Source organism: Geobacter sp. AOG2 (assembly GCF_019972295.1).
In the GTDB taxonomy this organism is placed as follows: Bacteria; Desulfobacterota; Desulfuromonadia; order Geobacterales; family Pseudopelobacteraceae; genus Oryzomonas.
Genome location: NZ_BLJA01000001.1, coordinates 2,503,120 through 2,525,941 on the forward strand (window position 1 = coordinate 2,503,120; position 22,822 = coordinate 2,525,941).

General features: G+C 57.2%; 21 protein-coding genes and 1 tRNA gene. 9 read left to right on the forward strand and 13 right to left on the reverse strand.

What is annotated here, in order from left to right:
• Positions 1-323: 323 nt before the first annotated feature.
• From LDN12_RS11455 to LDN12_RS11495, 9 genes are all read right to left on the reverse strand, one after another.
• Entirely contained in the window at positions 324-1,340 is a 1,017-nt protein-coding gene (locus tag LDN12_RS11455) for an ATP-binding cassette domain-containing protein (RefSeq protein ID WP_223922795.1), read from the reverse strand.
• On the reverse strand, positions 1,337-2,023 hold the full coding sequence (locus LDN12_RS11460; RefSeq protein ID WP_223922796.1) for a GTP-binding protein: 687 nt from the start codon (positions 2,021-2,023) through the stop codon (positions 1,337-1,339). Before LDN12_RS11460 ends, LDN12_RS11455 begins: the two co-directional genes overlap by 4 nt.
• Positions 2,020-3,261, reverse strand: coding sequence for an ABC transporter substrate-binding protein (locus LDN12_RS11465; protein ID WP_223922797.1), 1,242 nt, complete (start codon positions 3,259-3,261; stop codon positions 2,020-2,022). The genes LDN12_RS11460 and LDN12_RS11465 overlap by 4 nt, the downstream gene beginning before the upstream one ends.
• A 347-nt stretch (positions 3,262-3,608) precedes the next feature.
• Complete coding sequence (hypD, locus tag LDN12_RS11470) at positions 3,609-5,969, reverse strand: trans-4-hydroxy-L-proline dehydratase (protein WP_223922798.1); 2,361 nt, start codon at positions 5,967-5,969, stop codon at positions 3,609-3,611.
• A 3-nt stretch (positions 5,970-5,972) separates the two neighbouring features.
• Complete coding sequence (locus LDN12_RS11475) at positions 5,973-6,854, reverse strand: glycyl-radical enzyme activating protein (RefSeq protein WP_223922799.1); 882 nt, start codon at positions 6,852-6,854, stop codon at positions 5,973-5,975.
• A 223-nt stretch (positions 6,855-7,077) separates the two neighbouring features.
• On the reverse strand, positions 7,078-7,488 hold the full coding sequence (locus tag LDN12_RS11480) for a DUF2787 family protein (RefSeq protein ID WP_223922800.1): 411 nt from the start codon (positions 7,486-7,488) through the stop codon (positions 7,078-7,080).
• Positions 7,489-7,500: 12 nt separating this feature from the next.
• Positions 7,501-8,082, reverse strand: coding sequence for a hypothetical protein (locus LDN12_RS11485; protein ID WP_223922801.1), 582 nt, complete (start codon positions 8,080-8,082; stop codon positions 7,501-7,503).
• 245 nt (positions 8,083-8,327) lie between these two features.
• Complete coding sequence (locus LDN12_RS11490) at positions 8,328-9,521, reverse strand: hypothetical protein (RefSeq protein WP_223922802.1); 1,194 nt, start codon at positions 9,519-9,521, stop codon at positions 8,328-8,330.
• The gene (locus tag LDN12_RS11495) at positions 9,518-10,048 is read right to left on the reverse strand and encodes a type II secretion system protein (RefSeq protein ID WP_223922803.1); all 531 of its coding nucleotides are present in this window, start codon (positions 10,046-10,048) and stop codon (positions 9,518-9,520) included. Before LDN12_RS11495 ends, LDN12_RS11490 begins: the two co-directional genes overlap by 4 nt.
• Positions 10,049-10,454: 406 nt before the next feature.
• Here LDN12_RS11495 and LDN12_RS11500 point away from each other — a divergent pair, with 406 nt between their 5' ends.
• The gene (locus LDN12_RS11500; protein ID WP_223922804.1) at positions 10,455-11,132 is read left to right on the forward strand and encodes a spermidine synthase; all 678 of its coding nucleotides are present in this window, start codon (positions 10,455-10,457) and stop codon (positions 11,130-11,132) included.
• 115 nt (positions 11,133-11,247) lie between these two features.
• Here the strand turns inward: LDN12_RS11500 and LDN12_RS11505 are convergent, their stop codons facing one another.
• From LDN12_RS11505 to LDN12_RS11515, 3 genes are all read right to left on the reverse strand, one after another.
• Complete coding sequence (locus LDN12_RS11505; protein ID WP_223922805.1) at positions 11,248-11,715, reverse strand: peptidylprolyl isomerase; 468 nt, start codon at positions 11,713-11,715, stop codon at positions 11,248-11,250.
• A gap of 167 nt (positions 11,716-11,882) precedes the next feature.
• Positions 11,883-11,957: transfer RNA gene (locus LDN12_RS11510), tRNA-Cys, on the reverse strand.
• Positions 11,958-12,010: 53 nt separating this feature from the next.
• Positions 12,011-12,376 carry a hypothetical protein gene (locus LDN12_RS11515; protein ID WP_223922806.1) on the reverse strand — a complete coding sequence of 122 codons (366 nt, stop codon included), beginning with the start codon at positions 12,374-12,376 and terminating at the stop codon, positions 12,011-12,013.
• 134 nt (positions 12,377-12,510) lie between these two features.
• Here LDN12_RS11515 and LDN12_RS11520 point away from each other — a divergent pair, with 134 nt between their 5' ends.
• Together LDN12_RS11520 and msrA are read left to right on the forward strand one after the other, a co-directional pair.
• Positions 12,511-13,254 carry a YebC/PmpR family DNA-binding transcriptional regulator gene (locus LDN12_RS11520; protein ID WP_223922807.1) on the forward strand — a complete coding sequence of 248 codons (744 nt, stop codon included), beginning with the start codon at positions 12,511-12,513 and terminating at the stop codon, positions 13,252-13,254.
• A gap of 41 nt (positions 13,255-13,295) precedes the next feature.
• Positions 13,296-13,760, forward strand: a complete 465-nt coding sequence (gene msrA, locus LDN12_RS11525; RefSeq protein WP_223922808.1) for a peptide-methionine (S)-S-oxide reductase MsrA — start codon at positions 13,296-13,298, stop codon at positions 13,758-13,760.
• Between the two features lie 125 nt (positions 13,761-13,885).
• On the opposite strand, the gene LDN12_RS11530 is transcribed toward msrA, so the two are convergent.
• Positions 13,886-14,848 (reverse strand): NADPH:quinone reductase, encoded by a 963-nt coding sequence (locus LDN12_RS11530; protein ID WP_223922809.1) that lies wholly within the window; start codon positions 14,846-14,848, stop codon positions 13,886-13,888.
• Positions 14,849-15,066: 218 nt separating this feature from the next.
• Between LDN12_RS11530 and rnr the strand changes: the two genes are divergently transcribed.
• From rnr to cydB, 6 genes are all read left to right on the forward strand, one after another.
• Entirely contained in the window at positions 15,067-17,382 is a 2,316-nt protein-coding gene (gene rnr / locus LDN12_RS11535; protein ID WP_223922810.1) for a ribonuclease R, read from the forward strand.
• 104 nt (positions 17,383-17,486) lie between these two features.
• Positions 17,487-18,338 (forward strand): twin-arginine translocase subunit TatC, encoded by an 852-nt coding sequence (tatC, locus tag LDN12_RS11540; RefSeq protein ID WP_223922811.1) that lies wholly within the window; start codon positions 17,487-17,489, stop codon positions 18,336-18,338.
• Between the two features lie 236 nt (positions 18,339-18,574).
• On the forward strand, positions 18,575-19,663 hold the full coding sequence (locus LDN12_RS11545) for a 6-phosphofructokinase (RefSeq protein ID WP_223922812.1): 1,089 nt from the start codon (positions 18,575-18,577) through the stop codon (positions 19,661-19,663).
• A gap of 100 nt (positions 19,664-19,763) precedes the next feature.
• On the forward strand, positions 19,764-20,168 hold the full coding sequence (locus LDN12_RS11550; protein ID WP_223922813.1) for an Rrf2 family transcriptional regulator: 405 nt from the start codon (positions 19,764-19,766) through the stop codon (positions 20,166-20,168).
• A 187-nt stretch (positions 20,169-20,355) separates the two neighbouring features.
• The gene (locus tag LDN12_RS11555) at positions 20,356-21,702 is read left to right on the forward strand and encodes a cytochrome ubiquinol oxidase subunit I (protein WP_223922814.1); all 1,347 of its coding nucleotides are present in this window, start codon (positions 20,356-20,358) and stop codon (positions 21,700-21,702) included.
• Positions 21,703-21,705: 3 nt separating this feature from the next.
• Positions 21,706-22,761, forward strand: a complete 1,056-nt coding sequence (gene cydB / locus LDN12_RS11560; RefSeq protein WP_223922815.1) for a cytochrome d ubiquinol oxidase subunit II — start codon at positions 21,706-21,708, stop codon at positions 22,759-22,761.
• Positions 22,762-22,822: the final 61 nt, after the last annotated feature.

Sequence of the window (22,822 nt, forward strand, 5' to 3'; positions counted from 1 at the left end):
CAGTTCCCACAACTGGTTGTCGCCATTATTCTCCAGACTATGTTCATTCGTTCAAAAAACAAAACGCCCCGCCTCTCATCTGCGAGAGCGGGGCGTTGGCGCCGATTGCACGGGATTTGTGTAAATATCGGTGACATGGTCGAGCATGTCATGTTCAGCAGTGTTACATAATACGTGCCAACAAGACTAAAAACAGTTAAAGGCCCTCAAACAGCTTGTTTCCAACCATTCTTCGTCACTTGCCGTAACGCGGCGCCCAAAACAAATGATTAATTAATAGGCATACAGCAAACAATACAGGGCAACAAACATGGTAGTGACGATCAGACGTACTCGATCCGTTCTCCATTACGCAAGGCATTGCGGACAGCGGTCAATCGGGCGTCCATTTCCTCAAAGGCGGCCATGTTGGCCCGTTCGGCGGGACTAGTGGCTATAATGGCCCGCACTCCTCCGTTCTTGAACACCAGTCGCCGATCCCCCATAAGGGCCAGGATGGGGTCATGGGTGGCCATCAGCACAATCTTGTGCCCGTCAACGAGGGTCCGCACCGCTTTTTTCCGATCGATACCAGCGTTTTCGATCTCATCAATAAGCACAATGGGCGAGGTGCTGAGACAGGAGGTGTCGGCGATCATCAGCGCCCGTGACTGGCCGCCGGACAGGGCCGTAACCGGGGTTTGGGGCGAGAAGTTTTCCCCAGCCAGTTCATTGGCCTTTTCGATGATGGTTCGGGTGACTCCGGCCACGTCGTTTACCATGCGGCTCTCGGCGTGCATGGCGATAAACTCCTCCACGCTCAGGTCCATGACGAAGTTCATGTTCTGGGAGAGTTGGGCCACCAATTTATGCTCCAGGGAGAAACGACGCGTCGGGTCGGGCACGGCACCATTGATCAGCACCCGGCGGCGGGTGGGCGTATCCCCCTGGGCCATCCATTCGATATCGGCCAGGAAGCGGCTCTTGCCGGAACCGGTCGGGCCGACGATGGAAACCACCTCCCCCGGCGTTACGGTCAGCACGAACCCCTCGTCGGCACCGTTCTTGTCTACCCCCCCCTGGATGGTTATGGAGCCGATGGTCGGACCATTCTGTTTTTCCTGAAGCGAAATCAGGAGTGTCATAAAGGCGCTGAACTGTTCCCCCAACTCCCGGCGTTCGATCCCCAGATCTTCCAGTACCTCGGGTGGGATGCGCTCGATATAGGCGCCCACCGACTCGTCGGCCGACGGCAGCATCAGCCCCAGGGAGGTGAAGAAATCCTCCGCATAGGGATAGTTACGCAGCAGATCCCCGCTCGGCATGGCGCTGTAGGGTACGGTATCATGATCGGTTGTCATGTAAAATCCATCTTCCTGACATTACCCATCTGGTAATCACTGCCGATACGGCGCTGGCCGAGACAGTAGGAACAGAGCGCCGCAGGCATGGTAAAGCGCAATAACCTGCCGGTGAGGGAGACCGTCTCCTTGGCGGCGGACAAAAGCCGACCCAGTTCATACCCCCCCTGGCCGGTTAGACCGTTGACATTGATTATGACGGCTCCAGGATTGACCTGTTGCACCCGGTATGCGAACACCTCCCGTTCAGCCTGGGAGACGATGTCCCCCTTGGTGACCACCACGATGTCCGCCATCTTGAGCATCGGCCCGATCTTGCGCGGCGTATCCACCCCGCTCAGATTGTCGATCACGCAGACCGCGCACACATCCTTAATGTGGGGCGCGCAGCGGTTACACAAACCGGCGCTCTCTGAGATCAGCAGGTCGAAGCCGCGCTGTTCCCCCCATTGCAGGCACTCCTGGATATTGCTGACGAAGAAATGGTCGGGGCAGAGGTTGCCGGACAGGCCGGTTTTTGCCTCGATGCCTTTCCGTTCGTACAGGGCCTGGTCCCCGGTGGAGAGACAGTCGAACTTTATGACGCCTACCTTCACCCCCTCCCCTTGCAGCGCCTCGGCCGCCTTGATGATCACGGAGGTCTTGCCCGATGAGGGCGGCCCAGCCACGGTGATCAGCCTCATGTTCCGCTCCCCGCGAACGACCGGAGAAAGGTCGCATTGACCTCCACCAGCAGGGACTTGATGTCATTGTCCTTCACGTACTCCCAACCGATCCATTTGAAGGTCGCATCGTCCGGCAAGCCGTTGTCCACGTCGGGATGGACCGCCGGGAACGAGGCTCCGGCGCAGATCCCCGCCACTTGCGCCCCGGTCAGGAAATCGACCAGCGGTTGCAGCGCTTCGCGTTTTCCGGTCTTGACCAGCATGGTCACCGGACTGACCAGGGCGCCATCCTCCGGCCAGATGATGCTGATCCCCTGCCGGTCCCGCAGGTGCCGGGCAAAAAAGTACGGCATGACACTGACGGCAGGCGCATCCACACTGCCGGTGGCGGCGGCCTTGACCATCTGTGAGGGGTGCCAGCCGTACCGGACGTTTTCACCCAGACGGGATATGCCGTCCTCCCCGTGATCCTTGCGGATCGACAGCAACAGGGTCTCGCAGAAGGAACCGTCCCGGTTGCCGCGGATGGCGACACTCTTGCAATAGGCAGGCTTCAGGAGATCGTTCCAGGTCGAAGGGACTGGCCGGTCCCCGAGGCGCGCATGGTCGGCCACCATCACCAGCAGGTTCATGGCCAGCATGGTATACTGCCCTTGGGGATCGATCACCCCCAGCCGTGCCAGGTGCCGGTCTCCGCCAAAGGTGGAAACGCTGGTGAACAGACCCGGCTTGATGAAACGCTCCACGAAGGGGCGGTGGAAGAAGCTGTTGAAGCCGGGGGTTACGATAATATCCGGCATGTCGTCAATGGATTTAAAATGATCCACCAGGGCATAGTAATCGACGTCATGGTTGGCGTTACCCTCAAGGCAATGGGTGAAGGAGGCGCGCACTTCCGGGGGCAGAGTGTCCAGGTACGCCTCGAAGGCCTCCTCTATCGGCACCTTAAGCGGGCAGGGAAGCAGGGCGAACAGATTGAGGGGGCGGCCCGCCGCCTCGGGCACCGCCAGCTTCCGCGCCGTCCGGGCGGCCACGGCAATCGCCTCGTCCAACTGCCGGCAGAACAGATCGGCGTTGAGGTTCCGTGCCGCAAGGAGAGTACGGAGCGTCACCACCGTCCCGAATGACGTACGCAAACCTTCATCAGCAACCATCTCCAGGCCGGCATTGACGAATACCGGCAGGGTTTCCGGGTGGTTGGCGAGTATGTGGCCGAGGTTTGAATTGAGTAATGAGGACGGTGCGACGGTATCCATGTGGTTCCTCGGTATGGGTGCGGATTGTCTTCAATTCGATTGATCAAGCATAATGCTTGCCAGTGCATGGCAAGAAGCCGCCAATCCTTCAAAAGAAGGGGTTGGCAGCTCTTGATGCGCTCCGGTGAGCCAGCTTTCCGAGCAGGGATGACTAATTAATGGGCAGGCGTAACCGGCAGGGAGACACGCGGAATAGAATGAAGTGGACAAAAATCAAGTTCCCTCCTCCATCGGGGGAAGATCAAGGAGAGGAAGAAAACTCTGTTGCAAATTCAACTAACTCTCCCGCCGGGTGAGGAACTTTAGGCGATTATGGATTATGCCGTTATCCCGCTCATCCCCGTAACTTACAGAACATCATGTTCTGTGCGAGTGACAATTTCATCCTGCAACTCCTTGGAGAGGTCGCAGAAGTAATCGCTGTAGCCCGCCACACGCACGATCAGGTCCCGATGATTTTCAGGGTCAGCCTGGGCGGCCCGCAGGGTTTCTGCGCCCACCACGTTGAATTGGACATGGTGGCCATCCATACGGAAATAGCTCCTGACCAGGTTGGCCATCTTGTCGATCCCCTCCTCACCCTCCACCAACGCGGGCGTGAACTTCATATTGAGCAGGGTGCCGCCGGTGCGGATATGGTCCATCTTCCCGGCGGACTTAATGACACTGGTGGGGCCGTTTCGGTCCGCCCCCTGGACCGGCGAGATCCCCTCGGAAAGCGGCATGCCCGCCCGACGGCCATCCGGCGTAGCCCCCACGACCGAGCCGAAGTAGACGTGGCAGGTGGTGGGGAGCATCTCCACCCGGTAGTGCCCCCCCTTGCTGTTGGGCCTACCGTCCACGGCGGTGAAGAAACTCTCGAAAACCCGGCGCATCAGGTCGTCGGCATAGTCGTCGTCATTGCCGTACTTGTGGGTCCGGCTGAGCAGGCGCTGGCGGAGCAACTCCTGCCCCTCGAAATCCGAGTTGAGGGAATCCTGCAGCACCGCCAGAGGTAGGCGGCCGGAATCGAAAACCTGCTCCTTGAGAGCGGCCAGACAGTCGGTAATGCTCCCGATGCCCACCCCCTGGATGAAGGTGTTATTGTAGCGGGCTCCGCCAGCATTGTAGTCCAGTCCCTTCTTGATGCAGTCGTCGATCAGCACCGACAGGAACGGAGCCGGCATGAGTTCGGCGAACATCTGCTCGATCAACTGGTTTCCGGCCATCTTGATTTCGATGAAGTGGCGCAACTGCGCTTCGAAAGCGGCGTACAGGTCGTCGAACGTGAAAAAGGTGGCCGGGTCGCCGGTATGTGATCCCACCTGACGGCCGGTGCGCGGGTCCATGCCGCTATGCAGGGCCAGTTCCAGCAATTTCACCAAGTTGAAGTACCCGGTGAGGATGTAGGCCTCCTTGCCAAAGGCCCCCACCTCTACACAGCCACTACACCCGCCCGCCCGGGCGTCCGTCAAGCTTTTCCCCTGGCGCAGTTGTTCCTCCACCACGCTGTCGGCGTTGAAAATGGAAGGGAAGCCGTAGCCTTTCCTGATCACCCGCAGGGCATGCTTGAGGAAGGCATCAGGGGATTTGCGGGAAAGCTGGATGTTGCTGCTGGGTTGGAGCAGGTGCATCTCGTCGATGATATCCAGCAGGATGTGGGACACCTCGTTGGCGCCGTCGGAACCGTCCGGCAGGAGCCCCCCCAGATTAATATTGGCAAAGTCTGTGTAGGTGCCGCTCTCAGCCGCTGTTACCCCCACCTTGGGGGGCGACGGATGATTGTTGAATTTGACGAAAAAACACTCCAGGAGTTCCCGCGCGACCTCCCGGGTCAAAAGCCCCTCGGCCAGGCCCTTTTCGTAGAACGGCAAGAGGTGCTGATCCAGGTGTCCAGGACTCATGGAATCCCAGCCGTTCAACTCGGTGATGATGGCTAGGTGGCAGAACCAGTAGGCCTGGAGTGCTTCGTGGAAGTCACGGGGCGCGTGAGCCGGGACATGGCGGCAGACCTCGGCGATACGCAGCAGTTCCATTCTGCGCGGTATATCCTGTTCCTGGAGGGCCAGGCGTTCGGCAAGTTCGGCATGCCGACCGGCAAACAGGATCACTGCGTCACAGGAGATATCCATGGCGGTAAGCTCTTCCCGTTTACGCCAAGCCAAGGGATCGCCGCTAAAGTCGAGCCGGGCGAGTTCATCGGCGATCTCCGCCTTGAAGTCCACGAGTCCATGCTGGTAGAGCTTGCCATCCAGAACCGTGTGCCCCGGCGCCCGCTGTTCCATGAACTCGGTGAAGATACCGGCGGCATAGGCCTCGTGCCATTCGGGCTTCAGCTGTGAAAAAATCTTGTCCCGCAGAGAGCGGCCGCGCCAGTAGGGAATCACGATATCCTCGTAGTCCCGGCGGCATTCTGCCGACACGGCGTAACTCGTCAAGGGGCGGGAGTCCAAAATCTCCAGGTCCTCAAGGCTGTGACAGGTCAGCTCCGGGTAGGTAGGCACCGCCTTGGGTTCGGGACCCCGTTCGCCGACGATTAGCTCCCCCTCCCCCAGCCAGATGGTCTTGTGGCGACAGATATGGAGAAAAGAGAGGGCGCGGGTCACCGGGATCGAGTATTTCCCTTCGTTCTCCCGGTAAAACTCCGTGATCAGCACCGCCCGTTCCGCGGAAATGCTCGGCCGGGCCTCCAGGCTCCTGCGCCGCAACCCCTCTGTACGTCCGGTCATGCCCTACCCTCCTATTTTGGTGACCAACCCCACGCTCCGAAATATCTTTGCCAACTCTTCCATACGCTCTTGGGTCGGCGTTGTCGTATCATTATCCGGGATGGCACGCCCCAGGCGACCAAGTTTACCGTGCCAGGTTCTATGAAAGGGGAGCAGGTTTACTTGACGCACCCCTTGAATACCGGCTGTGAAACAGGCAGTTTCCGCCAAGTTTGCCTCATCGTCGTTCACGCCGGGGATGATGGGTACCCGTATCCAGATCGCACCGTGGACCAGTCCAAGGGCAGCTAGATTATCCAGAACCTGCCGGTTGCCCAGGCCCGTCGCCTCGCAATGCCGTCGGTCATCCATCAGCTTCAGGTCGTACAGGAACAGATCGGCCAGTTTTGATATCTCCAGCAGATGCTCCAAGGGAGCAAAACCGCCGGTGTCCACTGCGGTCCGTATCCCCTGTTCCCGGCAGGCAACAAGCAACGCCCGAAGGAACTCGAACTGCATGAGCGGCTCTCCGCCGGAAAAGGTGACACCCCCGGCCGATTCCTCATAAAAGATCCGGTCCTGCATGACGGCGGTCATCACCTGGGCCGTGGTCATCTCCCTACCGGCCAGGCTACGCGCGCCCGGAGGGCAGACCTCCACGCACGCCCCGCACAAAAGACAATCGGCCCCGCCCTGTTTACCATCCCCGATGATCGCTCGGGGGCAGGCAGCAATGCACTCCCCGCAGGCCAGGCAGCGGCTCTCCATGACGGTTGTCTCCGGCCGAGAGGCTTGGCTTTCGGGGTTATGACACCACCAGCAGCGCGCCGGGCACCCCTTCAGAAAAACCGTGGTGCGGATGCCGGGGCCATCTGAGATAGAATATTTCTGGATATTGAAGACCATACCGAACATCGGCGCAAAATAGCATGCATGTTCTTACTGTTACAAGATTTTTACCGCTATCTCGCGAATTCATTGACTCGGTGAACAAATTTTCAAATTGCAAGTTCCGATTCAATTATTCTTTCCGCTATCTCAACCACGGAGCAAAAATAAAAAAAGGGCTGCACCGTTATGACGCAACCCGCTGATTTGACCGGACCACTGTTCCGAGGAACGAGACGTTTCAAACGCACCGTTCTTCCAACTCAAGTATCGGTGACACCGTCACTCGGTAGGCACCTGCGAGGGAGGACGCCACAAAAGCGTTTTCCCATTCCTGGTACCGTTCCTGTTCACCCTCCAGAGGCACACGTTCCTTGCCGTCGTACCGGACCTCCCTAGCCACAAAATCGAAACATGCCTGTTCCCTCACGCCGGAAGAGACATCAGTATCTATAAAGCTGGTGATAAAGATGATGGTGCCGTCGGTATCTATGGCGATTTCGGCCGGGCTATGGCCGCCAGCCCCGGCAAAATGGCTCGAACTCTGACAAGTAAGGACGCAAGCCGTGAAGCGATCAGAAATGTGGGCATGAAGGATGGTTCGCAACTCCTTCGATATGAGCCACGGCAGATTATTGGTATTCAAAAACACGCTTTATCAGCCTTATAAGGGAGAGATGGAATTTCGCACCTTCAGATAATCGACCGCTTCAACGGCACCGGTCGCAACATTGATGAGCTGGCGTTCGGTTACATCTATCGCATGGGATCTATCATCATAGTTTCGTGAAAAATTAACCATCAGGATATGCGTCGCGGTAGTTTCAGTGGCAAATTTTTCCCGTAATTCCTGCGGCAGGAAAGCCAGATTATTCGGCTCGTACTCGTCGAGCACCATATTGACCTCTTGCCTGTCTACCAGACTGAAAGTATGGTGCTGAAAATACTTTGAAATAGTGATCAGGTGTTTTTCATACTCGGAGATCAATTCGGTTGAGGTTGAGTCGACAAACTCCTGATACCCGCCGTACCCCTCAAAATTACTATCAATTTTCACCTTGCCGGTTATTACGGCAATACAGACACTCTGATCATACGACATATAGTAAAGCTTGTTATCAATAGGAAATTCATTTTCCAAGGTTTTATTGTGCGTCAGGGTTGTCAGGCCGTATGACCTGTTAAGGTCGCTGCATGACGGCAGCATTACAAGAGATAACAGGATGCATAAATGTAATAACTTCATATCAGTACCTGTTAACAGGAATCACAAGGGTGAAAGTACCCGCAAAGTATGCCGGCAGAGTATCAAATTCCGCCCTGGCTTTCAAGCCTTGTATCTGCTGACTGGCAAGAACGTCCGCGATGTCAGGCGCGCAACCTCAGCCACCCACCCAAAATAAAAAAGCCCCGGATTTCCGGGGCCGTAAAAGCGAATCTCTGGCAAGGGGACTGCGTCACCTACTCAACAAAAACACTGCGATTAAATGTTTACAGGCTTGCCAAGCCCCGATATCTCTGTTTAGCCGTCTCCAATTCCTTGGACAGTTTTTCGGGAAGATTAGCTTTTAGCTCTTGCACCGTCTGCTTAAAAGCCTTATCGGCCTTGTCGGTGGAGTTGTTGAAACTATCCAGCGTCCCCCGTGGCGAGCTCTTGAGCGCATAAAGGTTCCCGTAAATACCGTTAAGCTCCGCAAGCTTCGCATTTGCCTGAGAATACTTGGCCGGAGCCGGCTGAAGCTTCTGCATAAGCTTGTCAACCTCAGCCTTGACCTTGTCCGCCTTGACATCATCATCCATATTTACACGGGGAACGAAATTCGCAGTTGACTCCGCAGTTGCCTTCCACTCTCGCGAAATTTTAGCGCAGGCATTGATACTGCCCTCAGTGCCCAGCTTTATCCCGTAAAGGGCCTTAACATAATTCGTCACGAACGCCTGCTCAGCCTTATACTGACGGTAATAAACAAAACCGCCGGCGATAACGGCGGCAATCACCACAAAACTGACCAGCGTAGCCCTCAACTTACCGGAAAAAATAGTCGTTTTTGCAGATGCGGTGACAACAGGCCTGCTCGGCGTATAAACATCTTTCGATACACGTGGCCGCAGAGAAGTCCCAAAATCGGCGAATGCCTGCCTGAATTTTGCGCTCTGCCTGCTTTTGGCTTGGCGACGGGCTTCTTCATGATTCACAACGACAAAATAATCCGGGAACAGGAAACCGCAAGAACGGCATACGGTGTGGTGGTCCAACTGATGCCCGCACTTGGCGCAAAACAACTCTTTCGACAACTGGCCGGCTCTTTTGGCACTGGAATCCCGGACAATTTCAATATTTGTCTTACAGGAGGTGCACTTCGTTGTGAGCCCCGTATCCGGAATTTGATAAAAACCGACCTCATTTTTCGCGGCACATTTCAGGCACGTAAAAGGCAAAACCTCCTGGCACTCCGGGACATCGGGCCGGCGCAATTCCTCGATACCCTGTTCCGGCTTTTCAAGAGGTTCTGGCTCTTCATCGAAAGAAAAAATGTCCGTATCGCCCTGACCAGTTTTTTCCACAGGCCACGACAGATCGCCGAAATCAAAATCGTCCGAAACTCCTGTATCAGGTTTTTCGGCAGACTCCGACTTGGAGAGTTCCTCAAAAAAGAAATCGTCGTTATTGTTATCAGCCGTCATATTCTACTCGGATCTCTCAAACCGACAAATGTGCCGTCGTTATGTCGTGCGATATCATCGGCACTCGTTGGATCGGCATAAGATTGTGCGCTTGCACCGTTACGCCCCATTGAATACAGGTCATAATCCGTGTTGAGTTGCTCGTCGAATTCATCTTTAAGTGCACCTGAGGCATCAATGGTAAAATTCTGATAGACATATGCCCTACCCCACGGATCAAGCTGATTGGCAGCGGCTCCGATATCGGACAGCTGGGCAGGCTGGCTGTTCTTTTCCAGGATATATGCGGTAACTGCCTTGTCGATGGTGCGAAGGTCCGCAACACATCGGCCATTTCTTACTGATACCAGGTAACTGTCATAAACAGGTATGGACATGGTTGCCAGCGCCGCCACAACCCCCATAACAGTTATCAACTCAACCAGCGAGAATCCGCGGCAGCCGAGACGAAAAGCCCCACGTTCCTGAGTGATCCCGCGACTTAAAACGCCGACATATTTGGTTTTAAAACGTTCAGGAGCGGCCATGTCGTCTTCTTCTGTAAACATTATGAATGTGCACCATGATTTACCGCAAAAGCACGCCAAATGTCCAGACAATAAAGCAAAAATATGTCACCTAAAGCTACCGGTGACATTTTACGTCACCTTAGAATACCGTTACTTTGGTAAAATTTTCAGAAAACATATACAAAAACGAACACCCTGCTCCCAAGCAGTCCAACCTGATTATCGGACAAGCACAAGACGGGCCAAAAAAGGAACTAATGTGCAAAATGAAAACAAAAAATATTCCATCCCCTAAAAACGCCAGAGCACTCCCCCGAAAATAACGCCACATCACGAATCCTAAGATACGAAAAAACAACGAAGCGGGGGACGCCGTGTGATAAAGTGACAACTCCTTCTTCACCATAAACTATGCGAGGCGATCATGATACCGTGGGAACTCATCGACAGCGCACAGGCGTCGGGCGGAGGCGAACTGCGCCTCTACCGGCGCGGCAGGGAGTATTCGATCCAGGTTAACGGCAGCGAGCTTATGAACAGCCGGATCCACGGCTCGGAGGAAGCCTTGGCCGACCTGGCCTGCGCCCATATCGCCGGGCTTCCCGCTCCCCGCATTCTCATCGGCGGGATGGGTATGGGGTACACCACCGCCGCGGCGCTGCGCCGGCTCGGCGCCGACGGCCGGGTGGTGGTGGCCGAATTGGTGCCAGCCGTAGTGGAATGGAACCGGGGGCCGCTCGCGGACTTGGCCGGATATCCGCTGGACGATGACCGGGTCACGGTCCGGGAGCAGGATGTGGCCCTCGTCCTGCGGTCGGAACAACAAGCCTACGACGCTATCCTGCTGGACGTGGACAACGGCCCAGAGGCCATGACCCGACGGGGCAACGCGTGGCTCTACGGCCGGACCGGCCTGGAGGCCGCCTCTGCCGCCCTGCGGCCGGCGGGGGTGCTGGCCGTGTGGTCGGCCGGCCCTGATCGTGCGTTTACCGAGAGGTTGCGTCTTACGGGTTTCAAGGTTGACGAGGTCCGGGTTCCGGCGCGCGGCAAGGGGCAAGGGGGACAGCAGCATACTATCTGGCTTGCCGTGCGGGAGGCATGAGCGCTTGCAGAGGAGTTATCAAAAGACCTCAGGAGGTTATGCCCGCTGAGGCCAGATGATATCCTTCATTGATTAGATTACCGATAAATGCCGTTGGCTTGCCTCGGGAACGATCTTACGCGTGATTCTGTCTGGCTACGACCTCCTCCGCTGTCGCCGGACGAGTCTCCGCCACAACACCGTTGAAGATCAGGGCCATGCCGGCAAGCGGATGGTTGCCGTCCAGCACCGCTTTGTCGTCCGCGATGTCCGTGACCGAGAGATACACGGGCTCGCCGCTACTCCCTTCATCCTCCGAAGCTCCCTCGATCAACATCCCTATGGTAAGCGGCTGGGGGAGTTCGTCAACCGGCACAATCTGCACGAGGTCCGGGTCGTATTCTCCGAAGGCTTCGCCCGGCTGTAACTTGACCTTCACCACATCTCCGATCGATTTACCTTCCAGCGCACTCTCAATCGGCGCAAAGATATCATTGTAGCCACCGTGCAGGTACACGAGCGGCTCCACGCCTTCATCAACCGGATTGCCATCCACGTCGGTGACGTTGTATTTCACCGTAACAATTGTGTTCTTGGTAATCATGGTAACTGTAACCTTTTCATTCGTGAAATATGCCCCACAGAGATCGGCGAGGCTAGCCGGGATCATTGTACTACGAAGTGCTCGCTTTACTCGAAAAACCAGACCGAACCGAAGGTGCCGCACGATATAAAAAAGGGCCAGCTTTTCAGCTAACCCTCTGCGTTTGTTGGAGGCGACGAGCGGATTTGAACCGCTGAATAAAGGTTTTGCAGACCTCTGCCTTACCACTTGGCTACGTCGCCACGAATGAATCTGGACGTTCCTTATATACAAATTATCCTCTACCTGTCAATCCCTATTTAAATTTGATCGCCATCCCGGTGGCGCGGAATTCGGTGGACGGTATCACGCCCGACGTGGTGTGGGCTCCAGTGATCTCTGGAAAAATGATGGCATCCGCCCCCATCTTGGCCGCCTCCCTGCGCAGGGCCGCAGTACCCCAATCGTAAACATCGGTGGAGATCAGGGCGTCAGTGGTGAACACCTCACGCGTGATCTGGATCCTGCCGAGTTTTATGTAGGAACGCACTACCTCGTCCTGGGCCAGGATCGGGGGAAGGCCGGAGGAGTCGTCGCGGGTATTGGAGTCCACACCGGCACAACCGGACAAAAGCACCGTTATAACAAATACCTGCAACCAGAGCCGTGTGAAGCCAGTCATGTTCGACGCCATACCTTTTGCCCCATTCATACAGTTTTTACCTCTGGACAGAGTGTGGCCGCTATGCTAGTGTTTGTCACTTTTTATGGCAACAAAAAAAAGCCACACCACACTTTTTCGAAGGAGCGGGAAGGATGTCAGGTCATAATAAATGGAGCACCATCAAGCACAAGAAAGGCGCCGCAGACGCCAAGAGGGGCAAGATATTCACCAAGCTGATCAAGGAGATATCCGTTGCCGCCAAGTTGGGAGGCGGCGACCCCAATGGTAACCCGCGCCTGCGGACCGCAGTCGATAAGGCCAAGGCCGAGAATATGCCCAAGGACAACATCGACCGGGCCATCAAAAAAGGTACCGGCGGGATGGAAGGGGTTACCTACGAAGAGATCGTCTACGAGGGCTACGGCCCCGGCGGGGCGGCGGTGCTGGTAGAGGTGCTGACCGACAACCGCAACCGTTCCGTCTCCGACATACGCAGTATCTTCACCAAAAACAACGGCAACATGGGCGAGGCGGGCTGCGTTGCCTGGATGTTCAGCAAGAAGGGCCTCATCGTCTACGACAAGTCGGTGGATTTCGAACAGCTGTTCGAGGCCGCCATCGAGGCGGGCGCCGACGACGTGGCCGAGCAGGATGAACAGATCGAGGTTACGACCGAGCCGGCCTCCTTCATCGAGGTACGGGAGGCGCTGGCGGCCAAGGGCTTCAAGCAGATTAACGCCGAGATCACCATGATCCCCCAAACCCAGGTGGTGCTGGAAGGGAAACATGCCGAGAGCATGCTGCGATTGATGGACAAGCTTGAAGACAATGACGATGTGCAGAACGTCTACGCCAACTTCGACATCTCGTCGGAAGAGATGGAAAAGATGATGTAATCAGGGGGGCTTCGGCCCCCTTTTATTTTTTGGAGGCCTACATGGAGAAAGCAACCTTTGCCGCCGGCTGTTTCTGGGGGGTGGAAGACGCCTTCATGGATGTGCCCGGCGTCGTGGCAACCAGGGTCGGCTATACGGGCGGCCGGACCGAACACCCTACCTATGAGGATGTGTGCAGCCATACCACCGGCCATGCCGAGGCGGTGGAGATCACCTTCGATCCCGGGCGCATCTCCTACGAACAACTCCTGGACCTCTTTTGGGAGTGCCACGACCCCACGCAACTCAATCGCCAAGGCCCGGATGTGGGCGACCAGTACCGCTCAGCCATTTTCTACCATTCGGAGGAGCAACGCGATGCCGCCGAGACGGCACTGGAGCGCCTCGACCTCTCGGGCAGACTACGCCGCAGGATCGTGACCGAGATCGTCCCCGCAGCAACATTCTGGGAAGCAGAGGCATACCACCAAAAGTACCACCACAAGCAGGGCGGTTGCGGATTCTGACGTTCCCTCTCGGCCTCCCCTCCGTCCGAGATGTTACACACCACCCGGAACTATGCATCTATGAAAAGGGGACGACCTGTTGGCCTCCCCTTTCATTTCGTCACCACCCGCTGTCCAAGTCACTATCAAGGGACCAGCACAATCTTACCCAGGGTGCTGGCCTCCATGACGGCATGATGGGCCGCTGCCGCCTCGGCCAAGGGCAGCACCCTGCTCACTACAGGTCGCAGGGTGCCGTTCTCCAAACCGGCCACGAACGCGGCGTGCATGGAGGCCAAGTCCTCGGGCGTGGCGTTGTACATGGTGACGCCCAGGATCGACGCCTCGCGCCCCATGGCGTCCCGCGGATCGATTTCGATCCTGCCGCGGCTGCCAATCACCGCCACGCGGCCGCCTACGGCCAGTAACGTCAGGTCCTTGTCCAGATTCACATTGGCCAGCATCTCCAGGATCACATCCACCCCACGGCCGCAGGTCAACTCATTCAGCTTGTCCAGATAACCCGGTTCGTGGTGATTGAGCACATGATGGGCTCCCTGAGCCTGCACCAGAGCACGCCCCTCATCGGAACCAGCCGTACCGATCACCCGCAACCCGGCGGCCCGGGCTAGTTGCACCGCGCCGAGGCCCACCCCGCCGCTGGCGCCATGCACTAGCACCGTCTCGCCGGCGCTGGCGCGGGCCCGCTGGAACAGGGCACGATAAGCCGCACCGTAGGGCACCCCCAAGGCGGCCCCTTGGGCGAAGCTAACCCCCTCGGGCAGGGGATGAGTCTGAAACTCGGCGCAAAGCGCCTTCTCTCCGTAAGTACCTGAAACGGACCAAGCCACATACACCCGGTCGCCTACCCGGCGGTGCTTCACCTCCGGCCCCACCGCGGCAATCACCCCGGCGGCATCGATCCCCGGCGTATAGGGCGGCACCGGTGCGTGCCGGTACAGCCCCGAACGGATGTAGGTATCCACCGGGTTGACCCCGGCGGCCTTTACCGTAACCACTACCTGGCCCGGCCCCGGCTCAAGGTCGGCCACCTCGTGCAACACCATGACCTCGGGAGGCCCGAATTCTGCAACCTGTATTGCTTTCATTCCCGTCCACTCCTTTCCCTCGATGTTTCGTGTTATATTTTTATTTTACCCCACTACACGAGACCGGTCAGGATAAAAAAAGCGGGTGGCCCGAGGATATCAAAGGCAGAGCAGCGTTCCAGGCAGGCATACCACAGGAAAATATCGTAAATTGCGAGGAAAAAGCATATTATGCGGCTCGTAACGCGCCAATCACAAAAACACGATGGGACATAATTATGACCGTATCAAAAAAACAAATCCTGGCGCTTCTCAAAGAATACGGCGGCTCGGTCCTTTTCTCGACCCTGCTGCGCGACTTTGGCGGTCGCCACCTGAAGCGCGAATTGAAGAACCTGTTGGATGACATGGCGGACAACGGCGAGGTGATCCACCAACGGGGCAACAGTTATGTCCTGCCGGGCCAGGTCAAGACCGTGCGCGGCCGTATCTCGGTCCATCGGGATGGCTACGGCTTCGTTGCACCCGAAGGGGGCGGCGAGGATATCTTTATCCCGGCAAAGTTCATGAAAAATGCTCTGCATGGTGATCTGGTGGAGGCAACCGCCGGCCAGAGCCGCATGGGCGGCAGCAAGCTGGATGGACGGATCGTAACCGTGGTGGAGCGGGTAACCACCCGAATCGTAGGGCGTTATGAGGAGACACGGCGCGGCGCAGTGGTCATTTCCGACGACCAGCGCCTCAACCTAGCGGTCGTCATCCCCCCCAAGGGTCGTGCCAGGGCCGAGGATGGCCAGCAGGTGGTGGCCGAACTGACCGCCTACCCGGTGGGCGGCCGGCCAGCCGAGGGACGCATCGTGGAGATACTGGGGTGGCCCGACGACCCGGAGGTGGAAGTCCAGTCGGTCATCCGCCGCTTCGACCTGCCCCATGTGTTCGGCCCTGACGTGCTGGCCGAGGCCGACGCCGTGCCGGAAACCGTGAGTAAAGGAGAATTGAAGGGGCGCGTGGATCTAAGGGGCATGACCACTGTCACCATCGACGGCGAGACGGCCCGGGACTTCGACGACGCCGTCGCATTGCGCCGGGAGGGGGCCAACTTCCGGCTCTGGGTTTCCATCGCCGATGTATCGGCCTATGTCACGCCGGGAAGCCCCCTGGACCGTGAAGCCTACCTACGTGGCACCTCGGTCTACTTCCCGGACCGCTGCATACCCATGCTTCCCGAGAGGCTTTCCAACGGCATCTGCTCCCTCAATCCCCAAGTGGAGCGCCTGACCATGACGGCCGAGATGCTCTTCGACGCTACCGGCCGCATGGTGGAAAGCTCATTCTACCCCAGCGTTATTAAAAGCACCGCCCGCCTGACCTACACCATCGTCAAACAGATTATCGTGGATGACGACCGGGAAATAACGGACAAGCACCGCCACCTGGCCCCCATGCTGGGGGAGATGAAGGCGTTGGCCCTGGTCCTGATGGCCATGCGCAAAAAACGCGGCAGCATCGACTTCGACCTGCCTGAACCGGAGATTGTCATCGGCCTCACCGGCCGTACCGAAGGGATCGTTCGGGCCGAACGCAACCTGGCCCACCAGTTGATCGAAGAGTTCATGTTGGCTGCCAATGAGGCGGTGGCTAGCTTTGTCGCCGCCCGCGAGATTCCCTTCCTCTACCGCATCCACGAAAACCCCGACCCTGCCAAACTCCACGACTTCCAGGAGTTCATCTACGGTTTCGGCTACGAATTTGTCCTGGCCGAGGACCGGGTCAACCCTGCAGAATTGCAACGCCTGCTAGCCCAGGCAGAGGGGCGGCCCGAGGAGCGCATGCTTAACTATGCCCTCTTGCGCTGTATGAAGCAGGCCCGCTACGCCGCCGAGAACCTGGGGCATTTCGGCCTGGCCTCTCCCTGCTACTGCCACTTTACCTCACCCATCCGGCGCTACCCCGACCTGGTAGTGCACCGTATCCTCAAGGCGATCCTGGCGCTGGACGAGAGCAAGGGGGACAAGCGCCGCGGCAAACAGTTGGCCATTGCCACCGAACATCTCGGCGAGGCGGCCGAGCACACCAGCAAGCGGGAACGAGTGGCCATGGAGGCCGAGCGGGACGTGGTGGAGATGAAGAAGGTCCAGTACATGCAACAGCATCTGGGGGAGGAGTTCGACGGCTATATCACCGGGGTGACCGGCTTCGGCTTTTTCGTGGAGTTGGAGGAGTTGTTCGTGGAAGGACTGGTGCACATCTCCACCCTGGACGACGATCAGTACACTTTTCAGGAGAAGCAGCACTCCCTGGTGGGCAACCGGCTGCGGCGGATCTTCCGCATCGGCGACAAGGCACGGGTCACGGTGGCGGCGGTTTCACCGGCCACCCGGCGCATCGAGTTCACCCTGGCGGACCACGCGACGTCCGCACCGCCGACCCGCGGCACGGCACCGGCGCCCTCCACCGAGGAATATCCCCGCATACCCATACGAGGCAAGAAGGTGCCCGGTTTCGGGCGTCGCACCGGGGACTCGGGGGTAGACGAAAAGGGGAACGCTCCTCTCAAGGGAAGAGGACGGCCCGGTGGCGCAAAACGGCGCTGACACTGCCGCCATGGCGAAACTGGTTGCATGGCACTGGGGCGCTGTGGTAGGAAATGATCCAACAAAACAAAAAGATCTCTAGGACAGGAACCGGAACTTATCGTATGAACGAAGAAAAGGTTGCCCCATTCATCGAACACCTTGTTGAGCTGCGCAAGCGGCTGGTTATCATCGTCGTCGCCGTAGTCATCGGCATGGGCGTTGCCTGGAATTTCTCCGGCCCCGTCCTCAACTTTGTGGAAAAACCCCTCACCGGCAAGACCTACCTGACCGAGATCAAGAAACAAATCTACGCCCAGGTCAAGGAGCGGGCTCCGGCGCTGTATACCCGCTACAAGCTGGAACAGGAGGTCACCGCACCGGAAAAGAAACACGTCCTCAACTACAGCGCCCCCTTGGAGCCGTTCTTCATCCAGTGCAAGATCTCCATGCTGCTCGGCTTCGTTCTGGTACTGCCCGTGGTCTTTTTGCAATTGTGGCAGTTCATAGCGCCCGGACTCACCCGTAAGGAACGGCGCATGGTGGTCCCCTTCATCACCGCCGCCTCGCTCACCTTCTGTGTCGGGGCCATGTTCTTCCTGATCGTGATCTGGCCGGTCATCATCAATTTTTCCCTTTCCTACGAGGCCGAGGGGCTCCAGAGTTGGTTCAACATTAGCGCCTACATCAACTTCTGCCTACGGCTGATCCTGATCTTCGGCCTGATCTTCGAGCTTCCCATCCTGTCGCTGATCCTGGCGCGTTTCGGCATCGTCAGTTACAAGATCCTGGCGCCCAAGCGCAAATACGCCCTCCTGGTCAGCGCCATCGTGGCATCTTTCCACGCCGACCTAATTACCATGTTCGTGATCATGGTCCCCATGTATATGATGTATGAGATCAGCATCTGGGTGGCATTGATCTTCGGCAAGAAGAAGCTAGCACCGCCGCCCGAACCGGAGGGCGAAGCAGCCTAAGAGCCTGTTGAAAAACCCAGGTTGTTCAAAAATAGTCAGATCGTTGCATCCGCAGAAGGCCCTGCGGAGGCGTAGCAGCGCTTCTCCGCACAAAAGGGGCTTCGAGGACGGCAGCGTATAATTATGCGTGAGCATAATTATCGGTGACGGAGCGATAGCGTAGTCATCCCGTTTAGCGGGACGCCGACAGGCGCTAAGATGGCTGTTTTTCAACAACCTTCTGGAGGAGGTTTCCCATGGCAAAGACCATCGGCATCCTGACCGGCGGCGGCGACTGTCCGGGGCTGAACGCCGTTATCCGCGGCGTGGTCAAGAGCGCCATCATCCGGCATGGATGGCGGGTGATCGGCATCGAGGACGGTTTCGACGGTCTTTTGAACCCGGCCGTTTGCAAGCCGCTTACGCTTGAGAGCGTACGGGGCATCCTTCCACGCGGCGGCACGATCCTGGGCACTACCAACCGCGGCAACCCTTTCTCCTACCCAATGGAGCAGGACGGCGTCATCATCCACGCCGATCTCTCCGACAAGGTGGTGGCAAATATCAGGGAGTTGGGGATCGACGCCTTGGTGGCTGTCGGAGGCGAGGGTTCGCTCAAGATCGCCCTGGAACTCTCCAGAAAAGGCGTGCCGGTTGTGGGGGTGCCCAAGACCATTGACAACGACCTGCGGGAAACCGATTTCACCTTCGGCTACAACACTGCACTGGAAACGGCAACCGACGCTCTGGACAAACTGCACACTACCGCCGAAAGCCACCACCGGGTGATGATCCTGGAGGTCATGGGACGCTATGCCGGCTGGATCGCACTGGAATCGGGTATTGCCGGCGGCGCGGACGTCATCCTCATACCCGAGATACCCTTTTACATTGACCGCATCTGCACCGCCGTCACCAGGCGTTCGGCCCGTGGCAGCCGTTTCAGTATCATTGTGGCTGCGGAGGGGGCCTACCCGTCCGGCGGCTGCAGGGTCGTGGCTCAGGAGGCGGACGAACGCCAGACTATCGAACGCCTGGGGGGCATTGGGCAGTTTGTGGCAAAGCATATCGAACAGTGCCTGGATATGGATGTGCGCGTCACCGTGCTGGGGCATCTGCAACGGGGAGGTTCGCCCACCACCTTCGACCGGGCTCTGGGGAGCCGCTTCGGCACCAAGGCGGTGGAGATGGTGGCAGACGGGGAATTCGGGTACATGGCCTGCCTGAAAGGGCGCACCATCATCTCGGTTCCCATTGAAGACGCCACGCGGGATCTGAAACTGGTTGACCCCCAGGGTGAGATCGTCAGGACGGCCGAAGACCTGGGCATCATGCTCGGGCGCTGACGAAACTGGCTCGTCCTTTTGCGCTTTTTAAAAAACCTGTTGACAAATCAGGTAAAAAACCATAAAAAGACATAAAAAGTCCTATTGAGGTTATATATCTATGATGGAACTTACCCGTAAGGGTGAATATGCAATTCGCGGCATCGTTTATCTGGCATCCCGCCCTGCCGACCAAGTGTGTCTTTTAAGCGACATAGCGGCGGCAGTTGACGTCCCCCCCACCTTCCTGGCAAAAATATTCCAACAATTCAGTAAGATCGGATTGGTCAAGTCGTACCGGGGCACCGGCGGCGGCTTCCTCCTCGGCCGTACGGCGGACAAGATCACCCTCCTGGACGTAGTTGAAGCCGTGGAAGGCCCGATCATCCCCAATAGATGCGTCGTCAACGGAATCGATTGCGATCGCAGCACCGCTTGTAACGTACATCCCGTATGGATGAACGTACAGGCCCAGGTCCGGGGCATCCTCAACAAGGTAACCCTGAAGGAGTTGGCCGAGGGATAACCTCTTCCTTCCGTACCGCGCACAAAAAAATTTTGCCATAAATAAGACAAATCAGGCCTTTTTGTTCATAAATTGATTGCATTTCAAAAAAATAGTTATAATATTGCGAACAGTGGTTTGATTACGCCAAATTATATTTGCCTCGGGGACGCACCTCTCAGTAACACTATTTTCGCAAGGAGGAAGTATGGACGTCGTAACCCTCAGTCAGCTGCAATTCGCGGCAACCGGCATGTTCCACTGGATCTTTGTCCCTCTGACCCTCGGACTCTCGATCCTGACAGCCTGGATGGAAACCAAGTATGTGACGACAGGGGATGAGATGTGGCTCCGCATGACTAAGTTCTGGGGCAAACTGTTTCTTATCAACTTTGCCCTGGGTGTCGTGACCGGCATCACCATGGAGTTCCAATTTGGTATGAACTGGTCCGAGTACTCCCGCTACGTGGGAGATATCTTCGGAGCGCCGCTGGCCATTGAGGCGACCCTGGCATTTTTCCTTGAGTCGGTCTTTATCGGCGTCTGGATCTTCGGCTGGAACAAGATTTCCAAAAAGGCTCACATGATAACTATCTGGCTGGCCTCGGTCGCCACGAATGTCTCGGCCCTGATCATCCTTTTGGCCAACGCCTGGATGCAAAAGCCGGTCGGTTATGTGCTACGCAACGGCCGAGCCGAAATGGAAAATTTTCTGACGGTCCTGACCAACCCTTACGGCTGGATCAAGTTCACCCATACCCTGCTCTCCGGTTATGCCCTGGCAGCCTTTCTCATTATGGGGGTTTCCGCCTGGCACCTGCTGCGCGGCAACGAGATTGACTTTTTCAAACGCTCCTTCAAACTTGCAGCGGTCTGGGCCTTCGTAGCCTCGATCATCGTCGGCCTGTCCGGCGACTTCCACGCCGTAGAGATCGCCAAAACCCAACCCTCCAAGTTCGCCGCCATGGAATCACAATGGGAAACCAAGCGGGGCGTCGGCATGAACCTGCTGCTTCTGCCGGACCCGGCACGGGAATGCAACGCCATCGAACAGATCTGTGTTCCCAATGCCCTCAGTATGCTGGCCTTCCATGACCCGAACGCCGAAATCAAGGGACTCAAGGAATTCCCCAAGGAACTCCGCCCCATGGTTACCCCGACTTTTCTCAGTTTCCGTCTGATGGTTGGCCTGGGCACTTTTATGATCCTCGCCAGCCTGGTAGCCATCTTCTTCTCGCGCAAACAGAATCTGGAAAAACGGCGCTGGTTCCTGACGCTCATGGTGTTTGCTATCCCGGCCCCCTACCTGGCAGAACAGTTCGGTTGGCTCGTCGCTGAACTGGGACGCCAACCCTGGATCGTCTACGGCGTACTCAAGACCGCGGACGCAGTCTCCAAATCGATTACGACCACCCAGGTGGCCCTGTCGCTTCTGGGCTTTACCGTCCTGTACGGCCTCCTTGGCGCCATCGACATCTTCCTGCTGGTCAAATACGCCAAAAAAGGGCCGGACAAGGATCTTTCCACCATCATCAACGTTCAGGGGAGGGCATAAACAATGGACGTATCCGTATTCCAGATCATCTGGTTCGTGTTGTGGGGCGTACTCTGGGCGGTCTATTTCATGCTGGACGGCTTTGTGCTCGGTACCGGCTTCCTGGCCGGCGTACTGGCCAAAAACGATACCGAGAAGAGGGTACTGATCAATGCGGTCGGTCCGGTGTGGGACGGCAACGAGGTCTGGCTGATCACCGCCGGCGGTGCCACGTTTGCGGCCTTCCCCACAACCTATGCCCTCATGTTCAGCAATCTGTACTCGGCACTGCTGCTCCTCTTGTTTGCCCTGATCGTACGCGGCGTCTCCTTCGAGTTCCGGGGTAAACTGGAAAGCACCTCATGGAAGGGCGCCTGGGACAAGGCCATCATCGTCTCCAGCTTCCTCCCGGCCCTGCTGTTCGGGGTTGCGTTCGGCAATATCTTCAAGGGCATCCCCATGAGGAACGATTTTGCAGCCTTGAGCTTCGCCTACGACGGTACCCTGATTGGCCTGCTCAATCCCTACGGCCTGGTAACCGGCGTACTATTCGTCCTGCTCTTTGCCGTGCACGGCTCGCTCTACGCCGCCATTAAGACCACCGGCGACCTAAGCAAGAGGGGCGCTGCCCTGGCCGACAAACTCTGGCTGCCGCTTCTGGTGGTTGCGGTCGTATTCCTGGGCTACACCTATCCGGCCACCAAGCTGTATGACAACTTCCTCAAGGCACCGGTCCTGCTGATCATACCCGTCATTGCCGTAGCCTCGCTCCTGCTGGTCAAGCTCTTTACCGCAAAAGGAGAATGCTACAAGGCCTTCACCTTTTCGTGCCTGACCATTGTTTTCGTGGTATTCACCGGCGTTACCGGACTCTTCCCTAACCTAATCCCTTCCAGTATCGATCCGGCCTCCAACCTGACCATCTTCAACTCATCGTCCAGTCTGCTGACGCTGCAAATCATGACCGTAGTGGCATTGATCTGCGTTCCGATAGTCATCGCCTACAAAATCTGGGTATATCGTCTCTTCCGTGCCCCCGTCAGCAACGAGGATGTGCTGGGAAGCCACGAAGCCTACTAATTCAAGGCTTAACATATTGATATTGTGTGCTATTTATTCGTTGGACTTGACAAAAAGATCA